This window comes from Nostoc sp., from assembly GCF_036918015.1.
Lineage (GTDB): Bacteria > Cyanobacteriota > Cyanobacteriia > Cyanobacteriales > Nostocaceae > Nostoc.
In genome coordinates, this window is record NZ_JBALEO010000091.1 from 147,956 (window position 1) to 164,334 (window position 16,379).

Genomic DNA, 16,379 nt, shown 5'->3' on the forward strand with positions numbered 1-16,379 from the left:
CACATCTCTCTTCTTGCATTAGTTCCTATCTACTGAAAACTCTTAAGACCAAGCAAATTTGACACGATAAGTTTAAGTAATTTAATGAAGTAGGAAATAATACATGGTATTATCACTGTCTTCTCATAACGTTATCCAGTATCTGCAAGACGCGGGTCTGTGTAGCTCAGAAGATGGCCCATCAGACAAATCTGAGTTGCCAGGAATTAGTCAGAACAATTTCAATTTACTAGTGACTTTAGCAGATAATCGCCAGCTGCTCATTAAACAAGAACGTAACGTTAACAACAATGACGGCGCGCCTCATGAATTGTTTCAGGAGTGGCTGTTTCATCAGTTGCTACAACAGTTTCCAGTTCTAGGTAATACTTCAGCGATCGCGCCATTGGTAGTGCATTTTGACGAAGAAAATTCTATCCTTGTCCGTAGCTACTTGAATGAATATCTAGAGCTTGCGACATTGTACCACAACAATGAGATTTTTCCACAAGAAATTGCTTCTGCCATCGGCACAACTTTGGCGGGACTGCATCGCGCCACCTACAACCGCCTAGAATATCGGGATTTTATGGCAACTGCTCCCCAAGGAGAGTTTCGCTACGGGTTTTACAATCCAGCTCAAGGGATAGGGTCGATTGGGCCGGAGATTTTTGGGACTGTTCCCACAGATGCACTAAAATTCTATGTTCTCTATCAACAATACGAGAGTTTGGAATCTGCGATCGCAGATTTGGCATATAGCTGGAATCCTTGCTGCTTAACTCATAACGACCTGAAATTGAACAACATTTTGGTTCATTCCAGATGGGAGCAACTAGACAATTGCCTAGTACGACTAATTGACTGGGAAGCTTGTTCTTGGGGAGACCCAGCCTTTGATTTAGGAACTTTACTGGCAAGCTATTTAGGAATTTGGCTTAAGAGTCTGGTAGTAGACCCCACCATTGAGTTAGAAGAATCTCTAAATTTGGCGTTAACACCGTTAGAGATTTTACAACCTTCAATTATTGCCTTAATTAGGGCTTATATAAATGCTTTCCCGATGATTTTAGAATACCGCAGTGACTTTATTTCGCGCGTTATCCAGTTTGCGGGGCTGGCACTAATTCATCAAATTCAGGAGATGATTACGTGCCGGAAACACTTTAATAATGTTGAACTTTGTATGCTGCAAGTAGCTAAAAGTTTACTTGTAATGCCAGAGCAAGCTGTACTGACTATTTTTGGGATGTCAGAGTCAGAAATCCTGAATCCTGTGGCAAAGATTCATAAATTTCCTCAGCCTGTGAAAGAGCAGCAGTTACTTCGGATTTATTACGAAAAAACTCGGCTACGTGGTTGTTAGTAATAGGTAGCAGAACAATTTAAATCAGAACACAAAATTCTGTATTCTGACTCCTGAATTCTATTTTTTTAAAGTTTGATTTCTGAATGGATTAATGCTAAATTCCTCTATCAATCAATCGCTAAATTCTCTATTTGATATTGCTCAGAATATCCAAATTGAGTCTAATTTTTGTATTTACCATCCCAATTATCAACCCTTCGCTCTGCCGACTAAAGTAGCCGATAGATTTCAGCAAAATTCCGTAGATTTACAACAGAAGTACCTCACTCTCCTGCTGCGAAATTTTCTCTACGGAATCTATTATAATGGCTCCCTGCAAAGTACTTTGGCAGTCAATGCTGATAATACTAATCGCCCGCCAAAGCATAATTTAGCAGATAATTCCATTTTGGAGATTGATTGGGACTTTTACGAGCAACTGCACGCCAGCAATCACGGCATAGGTTACTTTGACCCTCGATGGCAGGTGTTGCGGAAAGAACCTGATGGGACTATGGCTGTGACTAAAGGCGGTTTAACACTTTATGTTGAGCCAGATTGCCATCTAGAATCCAGTAAGAAATCTACCAAAGTTGGTGATATGGTAGCAATCTGGATGCCCAAAAATCGACTGCAAAATGGCTGTTACTTAGCAGTTAGCAATGTTGGACAGGAACGGCAAAGCAACCCAGACGCCGATTTAGGAGCAGGGCGAATCTACTTTAACTTTACGGCATTTGGTGCGATCGCTCTCATGGAAAGCTTGACACTGCAACTAAATGCAGCCTCGATTCCTTTTAGCTTTCAGGTTCTCCACAACCCTTCTGCATACGGACGCTATGATTCGGGGCTACTCTACTTTGAACTCCCCGACTATCCAGCAATCCGCACAATCCTTCAGACTGTTTATATCGAAAATCAATCCCATTTCCAGCCCGAAATTCCTTTGTTTACCAAATTTTTAGCTCCAGGGTTAGGTTTAGCTGAAGAACCAACCCAAAAATTTGCGGCACAAGAAAGTTTTGGGATGAACCGTTGCCAAATCGTTGCTAATGCTTTGTTGGAGGCTTGGCAAAAAGGTAAAAATGCAATGGAGGAAAGGATGAGGGTTATTGACCAACACTTTGCTCGCCACTTAATAGATTTGCAGCGTCCTTATCTCAATCCCAGTTCTAAGGATATATACAAGCCGTTAAATTGATGGGGATTGGGAAAGAGGCAGGGGAGCAAGGGAGCAGGGGAGCAGGGGAGCAGGGGAGAAGTTGCAGTAAGTTTTTCCCCTCTGCTCCTCTGCCCCTCCGCACCTCTGCCTCTTAATGCCCCGCCCCATCCATGCCCAATTCAAAATTCCACAATTACCGGCACATGGTCGCTAGGTTGAGTTAACTTTCTGGGTGCGACATCAATAATGCAACTTGTAGCACGCTCATATAGCACGGGTGTCAGATATTGATGGTCAATTCGCCAACCTAAGTTACGACGAAAAGCAGCAGAGCGATAATCCCACCAACTATAATTTCCACCTTCTGTGGTGAATTTGCGAAAAGCATCGGCAAATCCCAGTTTCAGAATATCCCGTAAGGCTTGGCGCTCTGTTTCTGTTGCCATAATGTGATTTTCTGTACTCACTTGCTCGTGAATATCCTTATCTTCCAAGGCGATATTGAAGTCGCCGCACACACAAATTGCGGATTCTGACAACACCAGCAATCGTAAATACTCGTGTAGCGCTGTCAACCACTGCAATTTGTATTCGTATTTCTCCGTTCCTACCGCTGCGCCATTAGGAACATATAAGTTTACAATCCGAATACCATCAATTACACCTGTAATCACGCGCTTTTGCTCGTCCCATTCGTGATGTAAATCTGGCAAAATCGCCCTAAACCCGCTACTGACATCTAGAAGTGGCTGGCGGCTAATCAGGGCTACGCCGTTATAAGATTTTTGTCCTGACATATAAAGGTTATAGCCTAACTGCTCAAAAGGCGATCGCGGAAATTCAGCATCCACAACTTTGGTTTCTTGCAAGCAGAGAACATCAACGGGATTTAGGGTTAACCAATCGATAACCTGTTCAAGGCGAGTGCGAATTGAGTTGACGTTCCAAGTAGCGATTTTCATTAGTTAATTATCAGAATTTTTGTAAATTACTAATTACAAATTATGTAATTATTGTACAATTACTTAATATTTATAATTTCTTTCCTCTTTCCCAATTACCTTTAAATGAAGCTTTAATGACTTGATCCCATTGAATATTTTAGTATTGTCAGCTACCAAATATTCAATTTTGTAAGTTCTGCTACAAAACATTCTACCTCTTTATGATCCCCAAGACAGATGCAACAACTAATAGATTAGCGATACGGTTAGAAGTGTAGCTCAGAGTTGACTTTTGCCGATAGTCCGTTAGATTTGTTAGTAAAAAATTTGCGGTACGGTTAACCGTTATTGCGCTTTTGATAGCCTGTTAGGTTAATTTAAATGTCAAAAGAGTAAGTACAAATGCTCTTTACTCATAAAATAATGATCTAGCTCATTATTGAGGACAATTTCATAGACTGAACCAGAAAAACTTATGAAAATCGCTCAAGTTGCCCCCTTATGGGAAAGGGTTCCACCTCCTAATTATGGAGGAATAGAACTGGTAGTGAGTCGCTTGACTGATGAACTTGTTCGTCGCGGTCATGAGGTAACTTTATTTGCCTCTGGTGATTCTCAAACTTTGGCTCATTTAGAAGCAGTTTATCCACGTGCATTACGCTTAGACCCAAATGTGAAAGAGTATGCAGTGTACGAAATGCTAGAACTAAGCCAAGTTTACCAGGGTGCCGACCAATTCGATATCATTCATTCTCATGTAGGAATTTCGGCATTACCTTTAGCGAGTTTGATAACAGTAACTGCTACAGTCCATACCCTGCACAATAATTTTACAACTGACAACCGTCACGCATTTAGCTACTACCAAAAGCAACCATACATCAGCATTAGTAATTCGCAGCGTCAAATCGAACTCAATTATGTTGGCACGGTTTATAACGGAATTGAGCTAGCAGATTACCCATTTGTAGCTCAACCTTTACAACCTCCGTATTTAGCGTTTTTAGGTCGTTTTTCGCCAGATAAAGGCCCACACCATGCGATCGCCATTGCTAAACAAAGTGGTTGGCGGTTGAAGATGGCAGGCAAGGTTGATGCAATAAACTCTGAGTTTTTTGAACAAGAGATTGCTCCCCACGTAGATGGTCAGCAAATTGAATATCTCGGTGAAATTAACCACACTGAAAAAACTGAACTTCTGGGTAATGCTGCCATAACTCTTTTCCCCATTAACTGGCAAGAACCTTTTGGTTTAGTAATGATTGAATCAATGGCAACTGGTACGCCAGTAATTGCCATGAATTTCGGCTCCGTACCTGAAGTTATTGCCCACGGTAAAACAGGTTTTATCTGCAATAGCTACGCAGAAATGGCGGCAATGATTCCACCAGCTTTGGAACTCAATCGTCAAACCTGTCGAAAACATGTAGAAAAAAACTTTAGCGTTAGCCAGATGGTTAACGGATATGAAGCTGTTTACAGACAAATTATTAAAGACCGCATAGAATCGAATGGCCGCATTCATGCAGGTAACATTCAATTTTAATCAACTGCTTTTTTACTTAGCTTAAAACAACAATTTTTTAAGGAGGACATTGGTATGAGTACGAGAGCCAACACTTGCCACTGCTGCGGTGGTTCGCTCCTGCGTCATGCCCGTCATGGTGAACTATATTGGTTTTGCCTGTCGTGCCGACAAGAAGTACCACTATTAACTGTACCGCTATTAAATACTACTCGCCTGCCTAATGTGGAAACCCGGAACACTGGAGTGGTTCCTCAGCCAGCGGTGAATACCTAGTACCGCAAGGCGGAAGTCAAAAGTCAAAAGTTTTGTATATCAAGGCTTTTGCAAGTTTTCAAATGGTAGCTTGATTTGCGCCACGCTGTACTAGTTTTTCGCCATTTTCGATTCATAAAAGCTTACTATAAATCAAGACTAATTTGTTTAAACCTATCAACCAACTTCAACTGGTAAAATCGGATGGAGCTAATTGATAGGTTTTAAAGTTTTGCTAGCAGCGTTACTTCATGGTCAAGAAGATTTACGCCTAGAGGAAGTTTCTGACCCCACTCCGGCGGCTGGCGAAGTTGTCATCCAAGTAGGGGCAGCAACAACTTGTGGTACAGATTTGAAAGTCTGGCGGCGTGGTGGTCATGCCAGGATGCTGATACCGCCAACCCTGTTTGGTCACGAAGCGGCTGGGCGAATTGTTGCCTTGGGTGCTGGGGTGACAAATTGGCAAGTAGGCGATCGCATCGTTGCGAATAATTCTGCTCCATGCATGAAATGCTTTTTTTGTCAACGTCAAGAATATTCTTTATGTCCAAATTTGACCTGGAATAATGGTACCTTTGCCGAATACCTGAAAATTCCTGCACCAATAGTAGAGCATAATTTGTTGCAGATTCCCAATGAGTTGCCGTGGGAATTGGCAGCGATGACGGAACCTTTAGCTTGCGTGTTACATGGTGTAGCCCGTTCTAATATTAAGCCCAAAGATAAAGTCGTCGTGTTGGGAGATGGGGCGATCGGGTTAATGTTTGTGGCGGCGCTGAGTGATAAAGCTGAAGTTTTGCTGTGGGGAGGTAATAACCACAGACTAGAAATTGGTCAGAAATTGGGTGCAACCCAGACCTTTAATTATCATCAAATTCCAGAGATTCCCAGTGTAGTGAAAGAACTTACCCAAGGATGGGGTGCAGATGTAGTAATTGAAGCCACTGGTGTCCCAAGTGTCTGGGAAACTGCGATCGCTTGTGCCCGTCCTGGTGCAACAGTCAACTTATTCGGTGGATGTCCACGGGATACCAGCATTACTGTGAATACAGAACAGCTACACTATAGCGAACTTACCATCAAAGGCGTGTTTCATAATACACCAGAGTATGTGCGATCGTCCCTTGCACTCATAGCTAGTCGTAAAATTCCCTTTGAGTTACTTATTAGCGAACAACGACCATTAAAAGATTTAGAACAGGTGTTTTCTGATATGAAGGCGCGTAAAGTAATTAAGGTAGCAATGATTCCTTAGTATTTTGCGCCGTGTGCAACTTTCTTTCAAACCTAACCCCCAGCCCCTTCCCTGCGTTCGCGTAGCGGCACGAAGTGCGCGAAGGGGAGCAAGAATCAAAGCCTCTCTCCGTTTCGGGGAGAGGTTTGGAGAGGGGTTCTAAGAATAACTTGCACATCGCGTTATTTTGGCAACCAATTCATAGGGCACACTACAATGACTATAGCTGCCAACATCGTGCAACCAGAATAAGACAACGATCTCCTATAAAAAGGTATGGCGCAAAACCACAATTTGAGTCATCATCATCTTCCATCTTGTAGAAGATAATCTCGTCTCCTAACCAAGGTTGCACAGACTTGAGCCATATATTAAGTGCTTCCTCTTCTGACTCATCTGGACGGAATGTATCTTGCATCCAAATTGCAAAATCAAGCGCCTCAAGCACTTCGCCGGCATCTTGCATATCTTCCTCAGTCCACCATTCAGGTAATTGGGAATAATCATAGTCATTTGGATAAAGATTTCGGCAAAGTGTCAATAAATCAATAATTTCAATTTCTGTAGTCTCTTCGTCACAATCAAACAGGGTAAAGTCTTCAGGTTTTGTAAAAACTCGAATATCAACCACTCCGTGGTTCCAGGTTTTTCTGCCACCTAGCATTAAATCTAAAGAATTTTGCATTGCTGCATCAAAACCAAAGTTTGGAATTATGTATGTATTGCCAATTTCGATAGCCTCATTCGCGTAGGATTTAGCAGTTTCACCATGCTGCTGAATTAATTTTTCCAAATTGATCATCTGTGATGTTTTCTTCGTCGGCACGAGATTCGTAGTACTCCTTCATCCACTGTTTCTGAATTTGCAGCTTTAGATTACTGATAAAAGAGCCTGTTTCATTTGCTAACCAGATAAAGTAATCTGCTACGTTAAAACATGACAACACTACAACCACCCCCTTCAGTATGCTAGATAATAGTTAGCTTTTATTTGCTCTACTACATCACCTTAAAGAGTTATCACAGCAAGAGCTTGGAAGAATTTCTCTGCTTCTTATAGTTTAATTGAGCGATCGCTATAATTGCGTCTCTACCACCTAATAACTAAATCCTTATGGCAAACACTATTTCAATTACCGATTCTCTAGTTCCTAATCCCGTTCCTAAATCAACAATTATTCGTTTGGAGAATATCTTTAAAATATATGGCAGTGGCGAAACTGAAGTTAAAGCACTTAACGATGTGAATTTAACTATCAACGAGGGCGAATATTGTTCAATTATGGGGCCTTCTGGTTCAGGCAAATCCACAGCTATGAATATTATCGGCTGTCTAGACCGACCCACAGGCGGACATTATTACTTAGATAATATTGATGTGGCGCAAATGGATGATAAATCCTTGGCACACATCCGTAATAAAAAGCTGGGCTTTGTCTTCCAACAATTCCATTTATTACCCCAACTCACAGCATTAGAAAATGTGATGCTACCAATGGTCTATGCTAGTGTGAATCCAAAAGAAAGAAGCGATCGCGCAACAGAAGCATTGACACGAGTAGGTTTAGCAAATCGCCTCAACAACAAACCAACTCAACTATCTGGCGGACAACAACAAAGAGTAGCGATCGCCCGTGCGATCGTCAATCGTCCCGTGGTACTCCTCGCAGATGAACCCACAGGCGCACTTGATTCGCACACAACCCAAGAAGTCTTAGATATTTTTGGCGAACTCAATGCCAGTGGAATCACGGTTGTTATGGTGACACATGAACCAGAAGTTGCCCGTCAAACCCAGCGCATCGTTTGGTTCCGTGATGGTCAAGTAGTACACTCCAACCTCACCCCAGCCGACTTGAGTCAGTTAGCTGTCTCGTAGTTTGTTAAAGTCCGCCCCCGCGGACTTTAGTTTGGGTAGCCGCGACTTCTAATCGCCAAAGCTGATTACAAACTTGATGTTTTTCCAGTTTCTGCTTGCGTTGCGATCGGTTTAACATCGGTGTAACCCACTTCACCAGCTATTGTCCGAAACACTGACATTTGCTCTTCAAAATCTAGTCCTTCAATTTCGGAAAGCAGATCGTTAACTGCCTTACTTGCCTGGTAGCTAGCTGGCATTCCCACCACCGTATCCCCCATAGCTACTGCCCAAGCATACCAAACTAACAGCTGGTTGTTTTCTTTTATCGCCCCATAAGCACGGGAATATTCTGTGTCTTTGCGGTTAACGATATCCCGCATAATATCTAGTTGCTGCTCATCGGATAATTTAAAATAATCTCCTAGCAGAAGTGGTGCTAACTCTGGTTCAGCCGCAGCTGGCGCAGCTGGTGTGATCGAATCACCCATTTTTTTATAAACAAAATAGAACCAGGCTAATTTGGCATCGGTATCTAAGGCGTTAAACCTATCCACCAATTCTTGAGTTTCATTGCTCTGAGCTTGAGAAATAGTTTTGTCGTAACTTGCAGTCATTATTGTTTGTCTCCAAAATAATTTAATAGGCCAAACTAATTGTTACCAGAGTTCGACAATCAGATTCTACTATCGATAGAAAGAGTTAAATTTATGTAAAATTGCAGCTTTAATCTACCTTTTAATAGAGGTAAAAGTCTCTCTATAGGAAGCAATAAAGCAACCAATTGCTTTGCTATGATTACTCAAGTAAGCAATAAAAAATTTACCTAAAGGTTTTAATTATGCCCGATCAAGAAGTAAAGCCCAATTTAAATGAAGCTTCCACCCAGGATGCACAATTAGCTGCCGAAAGCATAGCTAGTGGTGAAGAAAAAGCGCCAACGGTGAATTTTGATGCTGATTATGCAGCTGCACAAAAATTCAGCGTTAGTGAAGTCGATCGCACAGGTCAGGGTGCAGCAGCAGCTGAATCAGCTACTGCGCCTAAATATCAAACCTCTAAGCCACAAGAGACAAAAGCTCAAACACAGTCAACTGGCAATCCTGATGATTTTCTGGAGTCAGCAAAAGAAATTGGGAATTCTCAGACTGGGGGTGCAGCTAATGTCAGTGATGATTTAGTAAAACAAGCTTTAGAAAAGGGTGAACGGAAAAATTAATTTTTCCTGATATCTTGCTATTTTGTCAGATGGGCAATGTCACCAATATGAAAATTGAGGTTCTCGGTATTAGTAGACATTGCCCATTCTACTGTTTCGATCGATTGTTAATCCGCTTTTGATTATTAATTAACGACTGTTCATGACTTCTAGCAGTTCGCTAGGTTGCTGAATTAAATAATCTGGATTTTGCTTGGCTAGTACTTCCAGTGAGTTAAAGCCCCAAGTGACTGCAATCACTTGGATATTTGCTTTTTTTGATGCTTCTATATCTCTGGTTTCATCTCCAACATAAATAACTTCTTGAGGTTTGAGTTGCTTTTGCCTCAAGACATTATTTATAATATTTGTTTTGCCAAAAATTGTAATTCCTGAGTAAATAAAATCAAATAGGTGATTTAAATCATTGATTGTGAGGAATTGCGTAACATTTTCTTTAGAATTAGAAGTGATAATACCCAGTTTATATCCTTGATTTTGGAGTTCTGTTAATGCTTCCTTAATACCCAGAATGGGCTTTAATTCTGGTATTTTGTTTTTTAATTCCCCTTTAACTTGTTTAACTAGAAAAGGGATCTTAAATAGAGAAACTCCTGAGTACTTAATGATTTCCCTAGATGTTAAGTTCTTGAGAAAGGCTAATTGTTCTGGGCTTATTTGTTTATAACCAAAGTCTATAGCTAAACGATTAGCAATACTTACAAGGGCATCTACTGTATCAGCAATTGTGCCATCAAAATCAAAAATAATTACTTTCTGGGTCATTCTTCTGCCTGGATGCGTCAAGATTAGCTAGGGCGTTGCGTCGTAACATTTCTGGCTTAATCCGCCGCAAGGCAGATGCTGGAAATCGTTTATCCCACTCCCGATCTGAGATTTGGGCTAATTCTAGCAGGTGGGGAGCAATATTCCCAGGATAAGGCTGAAACTCTTCAATATCAGTTGTTTGGGCAAAACGTTGATTCCAAGGACAAACATCTTGGCAAATATCACAACCAGCAACCCAGCCTTGCAAATGAGGTGCGATCGCCTCTGGCAATTCCTTGTCACGATTTTCAATGGTATGATAAGCAATGCAACGATTAGCATCGACAACAAAAGGCTGAGTAATTGCACCTGTGGGACAAGCCTGAAGACAACGAGTACAGCTACCACAGTGTTCTGTATGTGGGCGATCGCTTTCTAATTCTAAATTTGTCAACACTTCTCCCAAAAATACCCAAGAGCCATATTCCCGTGTAATCACATTACCATTCTTGGCAATCCAACCAATTCCGGCAAGTTGAGCCAACACTTTATCTGGCACCGGGCCAGTATCTGCATAATAAAGAGCTAATACGCTTGGATCAAGTGATTTTAGCCATATAGATAGCTGCTTGAGTTTTCCATGCATCACCTTGTGATAATCCCTTCCCCAACCATAACGGGAAATTTTGGCGTATTCCTCACTTTCAGGACGTTGATGTGGTGTGTAGTAATTCAGCGCTACACACACTAGCGATCGCACCTCTGGCATCACTAAGCGGATATCCTGACGCTTTGGATTAGCCATCCATTTCATATCAGCCTGATAACCTAGTTCAATCCATGCTTGCAACCTCTGCGCTTCTGTGGCATTTATCCGATCTACAGCAGTAATTCCAACTTTATGAAAGCCCAACTCGCTGGCTTTTTCTTTCACCAGACTGCTGCTCGTTACAGAATACTGATTCATTTTTTTTATCTGGATTTTGCCCAAATAAACGCGTATTAATTATATACTATGTAGCCAATACATTTAATTAAGATTTTAATTAAGATTTGTTAATTAACTAATATATAGCCTGTTTTAAGCTGCATAGCAGTTCAAGACTTCCATCGTTAGGAAGATTTATTAATATGTAGCAATTATCTCAACAGCAGCTTTTTTTTTACTTATTTTTGTATTGAAATTAATATTCAGATAGCATAATACAGGTAATTTTATGACCTCTGCTGAATTTATATCGCCAGCGCAGTTTAAAGAAGAATTCCAGATTGAGGGAATTACAGAACCAAGCGTACTGCGTTATTTTGAAACCTTAAATGCAGGAGAATTTGAAGCAACTGCTGCCTTGTTTGCGATAGATGGTGTAATGCGTCCGCCATTTGAATCTGATATTGTGGGGACAGATGCGATCGCAGCCTACTTAAAACAAGAAAGTCAAAACATTAAAGCTTACCCGAACAAAGGAATAGCCGAGACTTTAGAAAATGGTGATATCCAAGTCCAGGTAACAGGCAAAGCACAAACTTCGTGGTGTAGTGTCAATGTCTTGTGGCTATTTATCCTCAACCAACAACGGCAAATTTCTTATACTAGAATTAAACTTTTAGCTTCCCCCAAAGAGTTACTTACTTTACGTCGTGAAAAGTAAGTAGCAAATAACTACCAAGGGCAAAGTTTTAAACCAATATTTCTCACCTACTCACACAGGATTCATGGCTTTATTCTGAACGGCAGTTGCTACCCTGTAGGAACGCTAAAAGCCAACAAGTCAGGATAACGCTTACCCCCCTGCTGACTCCTGAATTCTGAATTCTGAATTCTGACTCATAAATAGCATGACTTGAAAAATAGTAACTTTTTGTCTATTGGACTAATTCGGGTAAAGTAGCTTCTAACTTCAGACAGTTAGCACCATTAACCTGCAATTTGTAATCTACTTTATCCATGAGACGATTCATAATCAGCCAACCATAACCACCTTCTTGCTTTTCCATCGGGTTTGGAGCGTAGTAGTTAGACATATCAAAGCCTTCGCCGTAGTCCCAAATTTCTAGGGCAAAATCCCGGTCTTTCACTTCTAAACGTAGTAAAATGGGTAAATTTGGTTGATCCTTGTGGGCGTGACGGACTGCATTAGAGTAGGCTTCCACTAAAGCCAGTCTCAAACGACTTGATTGCCGCGACCAATCCACAGATTCTCCTAGCTGAATTTTTAAACATCCCAACAACCAGTTTTCAACAATATTCAGAAAATTCAAGTCGCTTGGTACATGAAGCTCACTTTTCATGACTTACAAAATCTCCAGTGAAAGTATAGTTTGATCGTCTTCTTGAACGTGATTATCTGCCTGGATGCGAGCTAGTAAATGGTTAAGAGAAAGTGGTTGTTGCTCTTGTTGTAAGAGTTGCCAAAGACCATCTTGATTCAGCATCGAACGGTTCGCTGGCTCAACCCCAGCCTCAGTTTTTACTGTTGAATCAGGATTATTTGATACCATTGCTTCTGTAATTCCATCGCTGGCTAGTAACAATGTGTCTCCAGCAGCGAGAACCAAGCGACCAGACTGTGCCTGCCACTTAGGCAAAATCCCCAAAGGAACGCTGCGAACTTTCAAGTAATTGGGATTTTCAGCTAAAGCATCTTGCCGTGACCATAATATTGGATAAATATGACCGGCATTAGTGTAGACCAGTTCTTTAGTGTTAGGGGTATAACAAGCTAACACAAGAGTGACAAAATAATTGTTGCTAATTAAATCTTCACTGAGAGCGTGGTTGAGGTTCTGCATGACCACATTCGGCTCTGCTGGTGTCTCTTGAGATAATTCTCGGCGCAAAACTGAAATAATACTAGCCATAAATAAAGCTGCTGGGACGCCCTTGCCAGAAACGTCACCCACTGCCAACCACAAGTCGCCTTTAGGATGGACAAAAACTTCAAAAAAATCGCCTCCTACTTCGCGCGCCGGATAGCAGCAAGCTTGTACCTTTACACCTTTAATGTCAGGTAAACTTTGGCGTAGCAGGTTGTATTGAATTTGACGAGCCACCTCTAACTCAGTGTGAATCTGCTGTTGCTTTTCTTGGAGACGTTGGTAGAGTTTTGCTTGAGAGAGAGCTAAGGCTGCTTGTTCAGCAACACCTGCAATTAGTTGGATGTCTTCGTCTTCCCAAGGGCGATCGCGTCCCCATTGGTGGAGGGTCAGCACAGCCAACAGATGCTGATGGTAGCTAAGTGGCACAACTAGATGATGACCAGGATTACCGTTATATACATCTTGAGCAAGTTGATAATGACGGGTTTCCAGCACTTTTTCGATTAAAACACTGGAGTCGAAGAAGGAATCTAATACATCAGATTTCGGATCGCGGTAGAAAAACTCATCTTGTGTGAGGCGATCGCCCTCCACTGGTTTGAGCAAGCAACTGCTAGCTTCAAATGTTTCTCCAATAGTTGCGACAATTTTTTGCAGCATACTATCGTAGTCTAAAGATTCCCGAATTGCTGTTGTTACCGCATTAAACAAAGATTCTCGCCGTAGGGCGCGACGCAACTCTTGGGTGCGCTTCTTTACTAGGCGATATGTATCAGTGGCTTGCTCAACTAAGCCTCTGAGCCGTTCTGGATTCCAGGGTTTGGTAATGTACTTGAATACCTGACCGGAGTTAATCGCATCTACCAAATCTTCGACATCAGTAAAACCAGTTAACAAAATCCGAATCGTGTCTGGAAAGCGCTCTACGGTGCGACTAAAAAATTCAGTCCCATTCATTTCTGGCATTCTTTGGTCAGAAATAATTACCGCCATTTCGCCAAATTGATCCAAGATTTCCAAAGCACCAAAGGCATGATTGGCTTTATATACTTGAAAATCTCGTCTAAAAGTACGGTAGAGTAAATCTAGATTATCTGGCTCATCATCTACCACCATGAGCTTAAGTTTTTCCGTCCCAATCTCAGCCATATTTGACTTTTGTTTTCATATATTTGAATGGCGAGATAGTATGATGTTTATCTCACCTAATAAATAAGAGAAAATCAGAGAATTCATTCACTTTGAAAATATAACTTTTCAAAGTTGTGAGTTTCCCTTGATTATCCTCAATTGATCCACACCAAAATTAAATTTATCCAACTAACCCAGAACGCAAGGCGCGGACTGCTGCTTGGGTACGGTCATCGGCACATAGCTTATTCAAAATATTGCGAACGTGAGTTTTAACAGTGCCAACTGTAATGTAAAGTCTTTCCGCAATGACTGCATTACTACAACCTTCGACAATCAACTGTAACACTTCCAATTCCCTTTCTGTCAGGGTGTAAGGTTGAATTCCTTCCAGATTCTCAAAAGAATCAGCGTTAGGAGCAATAGTTTTAGAATCGACCAAAGCCGATTCCAACTTTTGAGGATTTTGTTGCGCTTGTTGTAATACAATCCGAGCGATCGCTGGATCGATCCAGGCGTTGCCATTGTAAGTTACTCGTACTGCTTCCAGCAAATTATCAAATTTGATATCTTTCATACAGTAAGAATCTGCACCAGCGGCAAAAGCTGCCAACACCGCTTCTTTGTTATCCCGCAGCGTCAAAATTAATACTTTTGTAAGTAACTGCTGGCCGTTAGTAGTAGATTTTACCTCCCGTGTTAACTCAATGCCATCCTTATCTGGTAAACCAATATCGACAATGGCAATATCTGGTTGTAGCATTTTTAACATTTTTAGACCATCAGCAGCATTAGCAGCTTCACCTACAACTTCAATTTCATCCTTTTGCTGTAGTGCTGTACGAATACCCACACGAGTTAGGTCATGATCTTCAATCAGAGCGATACGAATTTTACTCATAGCCAACTTCAGCCCGTTACACTATAACCATAAAGTCGAGTTTCGTGACATACTCCCACACTAACTGCAAGCAGTATAGTGGGGGCTTCTATTCCCGGAACCAGAGTTGCGAGTTGAGCGTTTTATACTGAGTGAATATTACACTTTAACAATAAAAGTTGGACTGGTTCAGCCCAAGTACAAGCGCCCAAGATTAATAGACAGAGGAGTGAAATTAATTATGTGTTATTTAAAACCCTTATATATACGTAGCACTGCTACGTATATACATTCTTCTTCACTCTTATGTCTATTTAGTTTAATTATGCTTGCTCTCGTTGCAGGGCAAAGGGGAATCTCTTTTGCCTAAGTTCTAATATAAAAAAATTTGATAAACTTAACATTCATGCAAAATCTGGTGTGAGTATTACTTAAGAATAGGCTATGTCTAACGGCAATCAAGCATTTTCAGTGTTGGGAATACCAGTTCATGTGATGGCTGACTATCCAGGCTGGTTGTTAGAATGCCTGCACACAGGCAGAGGAACTCATGTCGTAACGCTCAATGCAGAAATGACTATGCAGGCAGAGCGAAATCAATTATTAGCTCAGGTGATTAAAAATGCTGAACTGGTGATTCCAGATGGAGCTGGGGTTGTTCTGTATTTACGATGGCTGTTATGGCAAAAAGTGCAGCGTTTTCCAGGGATTGAATTAGCAGAAAAACTTTTGCAAGCACTTGGGCAACAGAAGACAGGGACAAAAATATTTTTCTATGGAGGAGCGCCTGGAGTAGCAGCAAATGCGGCAGATTTTTGGCAGCAGCAAATTCCAGGTTTGAATATAGTCGGCACTCACTCAGGCTACCATTCCCCAGAAGAAGAAGCACAATTGCGACAAACTCTTGCTCAATTGCAGCCACAAGTGATTTTTGTTGGTTTGGGAGTGCCGCGTCAAGAGTTATGGATTGCCGAAAACCGCCATTTGTGTCCCCAAGCAATTTGGATTGGCGTTGGTGGCAGTTTTGATATTTGGTCGGGAACTAAAACTCGCGCTCCCGCCTGGTTAGGAAATAATAATTTGGAATGGTTGTATCGCCTTTATCAAGAACCTTGGCGCTGGCGGCGGATGTTGGCTTTGCCAGCGTTTGCTGTGAAAGCGTTTGTTTATCGTTTGACAGCAAGGGGTGCAATTAGTTAAGAGTGCTGAATTCTGAGTGCTGAGTGCTGAGTGCTGAGTGCTGAGTTCTGAGTTCTGAGTTCTGAGTTCTGAGTGCTGAG

The 16,379-nt window shown here is 41.5% G+C and carries 18 protein-coding genes; 9 read left to right on the forward strand and 9 right to left on the reverse strand.

Annotated features, from left to right (window positions below):
* The first annotated feature begins 103 nt into the window (after positions 1-103).
* Complete coding sequence (locus tag V7K61_RS28395) at positions 104-1,345, forward strand: phosphotransferase family protein (RefSeq protein ID WP_335058690.1); 1,242 nt, start codon at positions 104-106, stop codon at positions 1,343-1,345.
* Between the two features lie 94 nt (positions 1,346-1,439).
* Positions 1,440-2,528: a T3SS effector HopA1 family protein gene (locus V7K61_RS28400; RefSeq protein WP_335058692.1), complete on the forward strand. Its 1,089-nt coding sequence runs from the start codon at positions 1,440-1,442 to the stop codon at positions 2,526-2,528.
* A gap of 140 nt (positions 2,529-2,668) precedes the next feature.
* Here V7K61_RS28400 and xth read toward each other — a convergent pair whose 3' ends face one another.
* Positions 2,669-3,451 (reverse strand): exodeoxyribonuclease III, encoded by a 783-nt coding sequence (xth, locus tag V7K61_RS28405; protein ID WP_335058694.1) that lies wholly within the window; start codon positions 3,449-3,451, stop codon positions 2,669-2,671.
* A 457-nt stretch (positions 3,452-3,908) separates the two neighbouring features.
* On the opposite strand from xth, the gene V7K61_RS28410 reads away from it, so the two are divergent.
* From V7K61_RS28410 to V7K61_RS28420, 3 genes are all read left to right on the forward strand, one after another.
* Positions 3,909-4,979 carry a glycosyltransferase family 4 protein gene (locus V7K61_RS28410; protein WP_335058696.1) on the forward strand — a complete coding sequence of 357 codons (1,071 nt, stop codon included), beginning with the start codon at positions 3,909-3,911 and terminating at the stop codon, positions 4,977-4,979.
* A gap of 54 nt (positions 4,980-5,033) precedes the next feature.
* Positions 5,034-5,234 (forward strand): hypothetical protein, encoded by a 201-nt coding sequence (locus tag V7K61_RS28415; protein WP_335058698.1) that lies wholly within the window; start codon positions 5,034-5,036, stop codon positions 5,232-5,234.
* 211 nt (positions 5,235-5,445) lie between these two features.
* Positions 5,446-6,468 (forward strand): zinc-dependent alcohol dehydrogenase, encoded by a 1,023-nt coding sequence (locus V7K61_RS28420; RefSeq protein ID WP_335058821.1) that lies wholly within the window; start codon positions 5,446-5,448, stop codon positions 6,466-6,468.
* A gap of 199 nt (positions 6,469-6,667) precedes the next feature.
* On the opposite strand, the gene V7K61_RS28425 is transcribed toward V7K61_RS28420, so the two are convergent.
* A complete protein-coding gene (locus V7K61_RS28425; RefSeq protein WP_335058700.1) occupies positions 6,668-7,240 on the reverse strand; it encodes a hypothetical protein in 573 nt (190 codons plus the stop codon).
* A complete protein-coding gene (locus tag V7K61_RS28430) occupies positions 7,212-7,394 on the reverse strand; it encodes a hypothetical protein (protein WP_335058702.1) in 183 nt (60 codons plus the stop codon). Before V7K61_RS28430 ends, V7K61_RS28425 begins: the two co-directional genes overlap by 29 nt.
* Before the next feature lie 167 nt (positions 7,395-7,561).
* Between V7K61_RS28430 and V7K61_RS28435 the strand changes: the two genes are divergently transcribed.
* A complete protein-coding gene (locus tag V7K61_RS28435) occupies positions 7,562-8,326 on the forward strand; it encodes an ABC transporter ATP-binding protein (RefSeq protein ID WP_335058704.1) in 765 nt (254 codons plus the stop codon).
* A gap of 65 nt (positions 8,327-8,391) precedes the next feature.
* Here V7K61_RS28435 and V7K61_RS28440 read toward each other — a convergent pair whose 3' ends face one another.
* Positions 8,392-8,922, reverse strand: coding sequence for an orange carotenoid protein N-terminal domain-containing protein (locus V7K61_RS28440; RefSeq protein WP_335058706.1), 531 nt, complete (start codon positions 8,920-8,922; stop codon positions 8,392-8,394).
* A 224-nt stretch (positions 8,923-9,146) separates the two neighbouring features.
* Here V7K61_RS28440 and V7K61_RS28445 point away from each other — a divergent pair, with 224 nt between their 5' ends.
* On the forward strand, positions 9,147-9,524 hold the full coding sequence (locus V7K61_RS28445) for a hypothetical protein (protein WP_335058707.1): 378 nt from the start codon (positions 9,147-9,149) through the stop codon (positions 9,522-9,524).
* Between the two features lie 129 nt (positions 9,525-9,653).
* Here the strand turns inward: V7K61_RS28445 and V7K61_RS28450 are convergent, their stop codons facing one another.
* Positions 9,654-10,289 (reverse strand): HAD-IA family hydrolase, encoded by a 636-nt coding sequence (locus V7K61_RS28450; protein WP_335058709.1) that lies wholly within the window; start codon positions 10,287-10,289, stop codon positions 9,654-9,656.
* Positions 10,264-11,238 carry a tRNA epoxyqueuosine(34) reductase QueG gene (gene queG / locus V7K61_RS28455; RefSeq protein WP_335058711.1) on the reverse strand — a complete coding sequence of 325 codons (975 nt, stop codon included), beginning with the start codon at positions 11,236-11,238 and terminating at the stop codon, positions 10,264-10,266. The genes V7K61_RS28450 and queG overlap by 26 nt, the downstream gene beginning before the upstream one ends.
* A 250-nt stretch (positions 11,239-11,488) precedes the next feature.
* Between queG and V7K61_RS28460 the strand changes: the two genes are divergently transcribed.
* Positions 11,489-11,920: a ketosteroid isomerase family protein gene (locus tag V7K61_RS28460; protein ID WP_335058713.1), complete on the forward strand. Its 432-nt coding sequence runs from the start codon at positions 11,489-11,491 to the stop codon at positions 11,918-11,920.
* Between the two features lie 214 nt (positions 11,921-12,134).
* Here V7K61_RS28460 and V7K61_RS28465 read toward each other — a convergent pair whose 3' ends face one another.
* The 3 genes from V7K61_RS28465 to V7K61_RS28475 form a co-directional block, all read right to left on the reverse strand.
* Positions 12,135-12,560 carry an ATP-binding protein gene (locus V7K61_RS28465; RefSeq protein ID WP_094351551.1) on the reverse strand — a complete coding sequence of 142 codons (426 nt, stop codon included), beginning with the start codon at positions 12,558-12,560 and terminating at the stop codon, positions 12,135-12,137.
* A gap of 3 nt (positions 12,561-12,563) precedes the next feature.
* Entirely contained in the window at positions 12,564-14,237 is a 1,674-nt protein-coding gene (locus V7K61_RS28470) for a SpoIIE family protein phosphatase (RefSeq protein ID WP_335058715.1), read from the reverse strand.
* Positions 14,238-14,400: 163 nt separating this feature from the next.
* The gene (locus V7K61_RS28475) at positions 14,401-15,120 is read right to left on the reverse strand and encodes a response regulator transcription factor (protein ID WP_335058717.1); all 720 of its coding nucleotides are present in this window, start codon (positions 15,118-15,120) and stop codon (positions 14,401-14,403) included.
* Positions 15,121-15,543: 423 nt separating this feature from the next.
* Between V7K61_RS28475 and V7K61_RS28480 the strand changes: the two genes are divergently transcribed.
* Positions 15,544-16,299, forward strand: coding sequence for a WecB/TagA/CpsF family glycosyltransferase (locus tag V7K61_RS28480; RefSeq protein ID WP_334718126.1), 756 nt, complete (start codon positions 15,544-15,546; stop codon positions 16,297-16,299).
* Positions 16,300-16,379: the final 80 nt, after the last annotated feature.

What these genes read in the sequence shown, in the direction of transcription:
- V7K61_RS28395 (WP_335058690.1), top strand. Translation starts at nt 104, where the DNA reads ATGGTATTATCACTGTCTTCTCATAACGTTATCCAGTATCTGCAAGAC.
- V7K61_RS28400 (WP_335058692.1), top strand. Translation starts at nt 1,440, where the DNA reads ATGCTAAATTCCTCTATCAATCAATCGCTAAATTCTCTATTTGATATT.
- xth (WP_335058694.1), bottom strand. Translation starts at nt 3,451, where the DNA reads ATGAAAATCGCTACTTGGAACGTCAACTCAATTCGCACTCGCCTTGAA.
- V7K61_RS28410 (WP_335058696.1), top strand. Translation starts at nt 3,909, where the DNA reads ATGAAAATCGCTCAAGTTGCCCCCTTATGGGAAAGGGTTCCACCTCCT.
- V7K61_RS28415 (WP_335058698.1), top strand. Translation starts at nt 5,034, where the DNA reads ATGAGTACGAGAGCCAACACTTGCCACTGCTGCGGTGGTTCGCTCCTG.
- V7K61_RS28435 (WP_335058704.1), top strand. Translation starts at nt 7,562, where the DNA reads ATGGCAAACACTATTTCAATTACCGATTCTCTAGTTCCTAATCCCGTT.
- V7K61_RS28440 (WP_335058706.1), bottom strand. Translation starts at nt 8,922, where the DNA reads ATGACTGCAAGTTACGACAAAACTATTTCTCAAGCTCAGAGCAATGAA.
- V7K61_RS28445 (WP_335058707.1), top strand. Translation starts at nt 9,147, where the DNA reads ATGCCCGATCAAGAAGTAAAGCCCAATTTAAATGAAGCTTCCACCCAG.
- V7K61_RS28450 (WP_335058709.1), bottom strand. Translation starts at nt 10,289, where the DNA reads ATGACCCAGAAAGTAATTATTTTTGATTTTGATGGCACAATTGCTGAT.
- queG (WP_335058711.1), bottom strand. Translation starts at nt 11,238, where the DNA reads ATGAATCAGTATTCTGTAACGAGCAGCAGTCTGGTGAAAGAAAAAGCC.
- V7K61_RS28460 (WP_335058713.1), top strand. Translation starts at nt 11,489, where the DNA reads ATGACCTCTGCTGAATTTATATCGCCAGCGCAGTTTAAAGAAGAATTC.
- V7K61_RS28465 (WP_094351551.1), bottom strand. Translation starts at nt 12,560, where the DNA reads ATGAAAAGTGAGCTTCATGTACCAAGCGACTTGAATTTTCTGAATATT.
- V7K61_RS28470 (WP_335058715.1), bottom strand. Translation starts at nt 14,237, where the DNA reads ATGGCTGAGATTGGGACGGAAAAACTTAAGCTCATGGTGGTAGATGAT.
- V7K61_RS28475 (WP_335058717.1), bottom strand. Translation starts at nt 15,120, where the DNA reads ATGAGTAAAATTCGTATCGCTCTGATTGAAGATCATGACCTAACTCGT.
- V7K61_RS28480 (WP_334718126.1), top strand. Translation starts at nt 15,544, where the DNA reads ATGTCTAACGGCAATCAAGCATTTTCAGTGTTGGGAATACCAGTTCAT.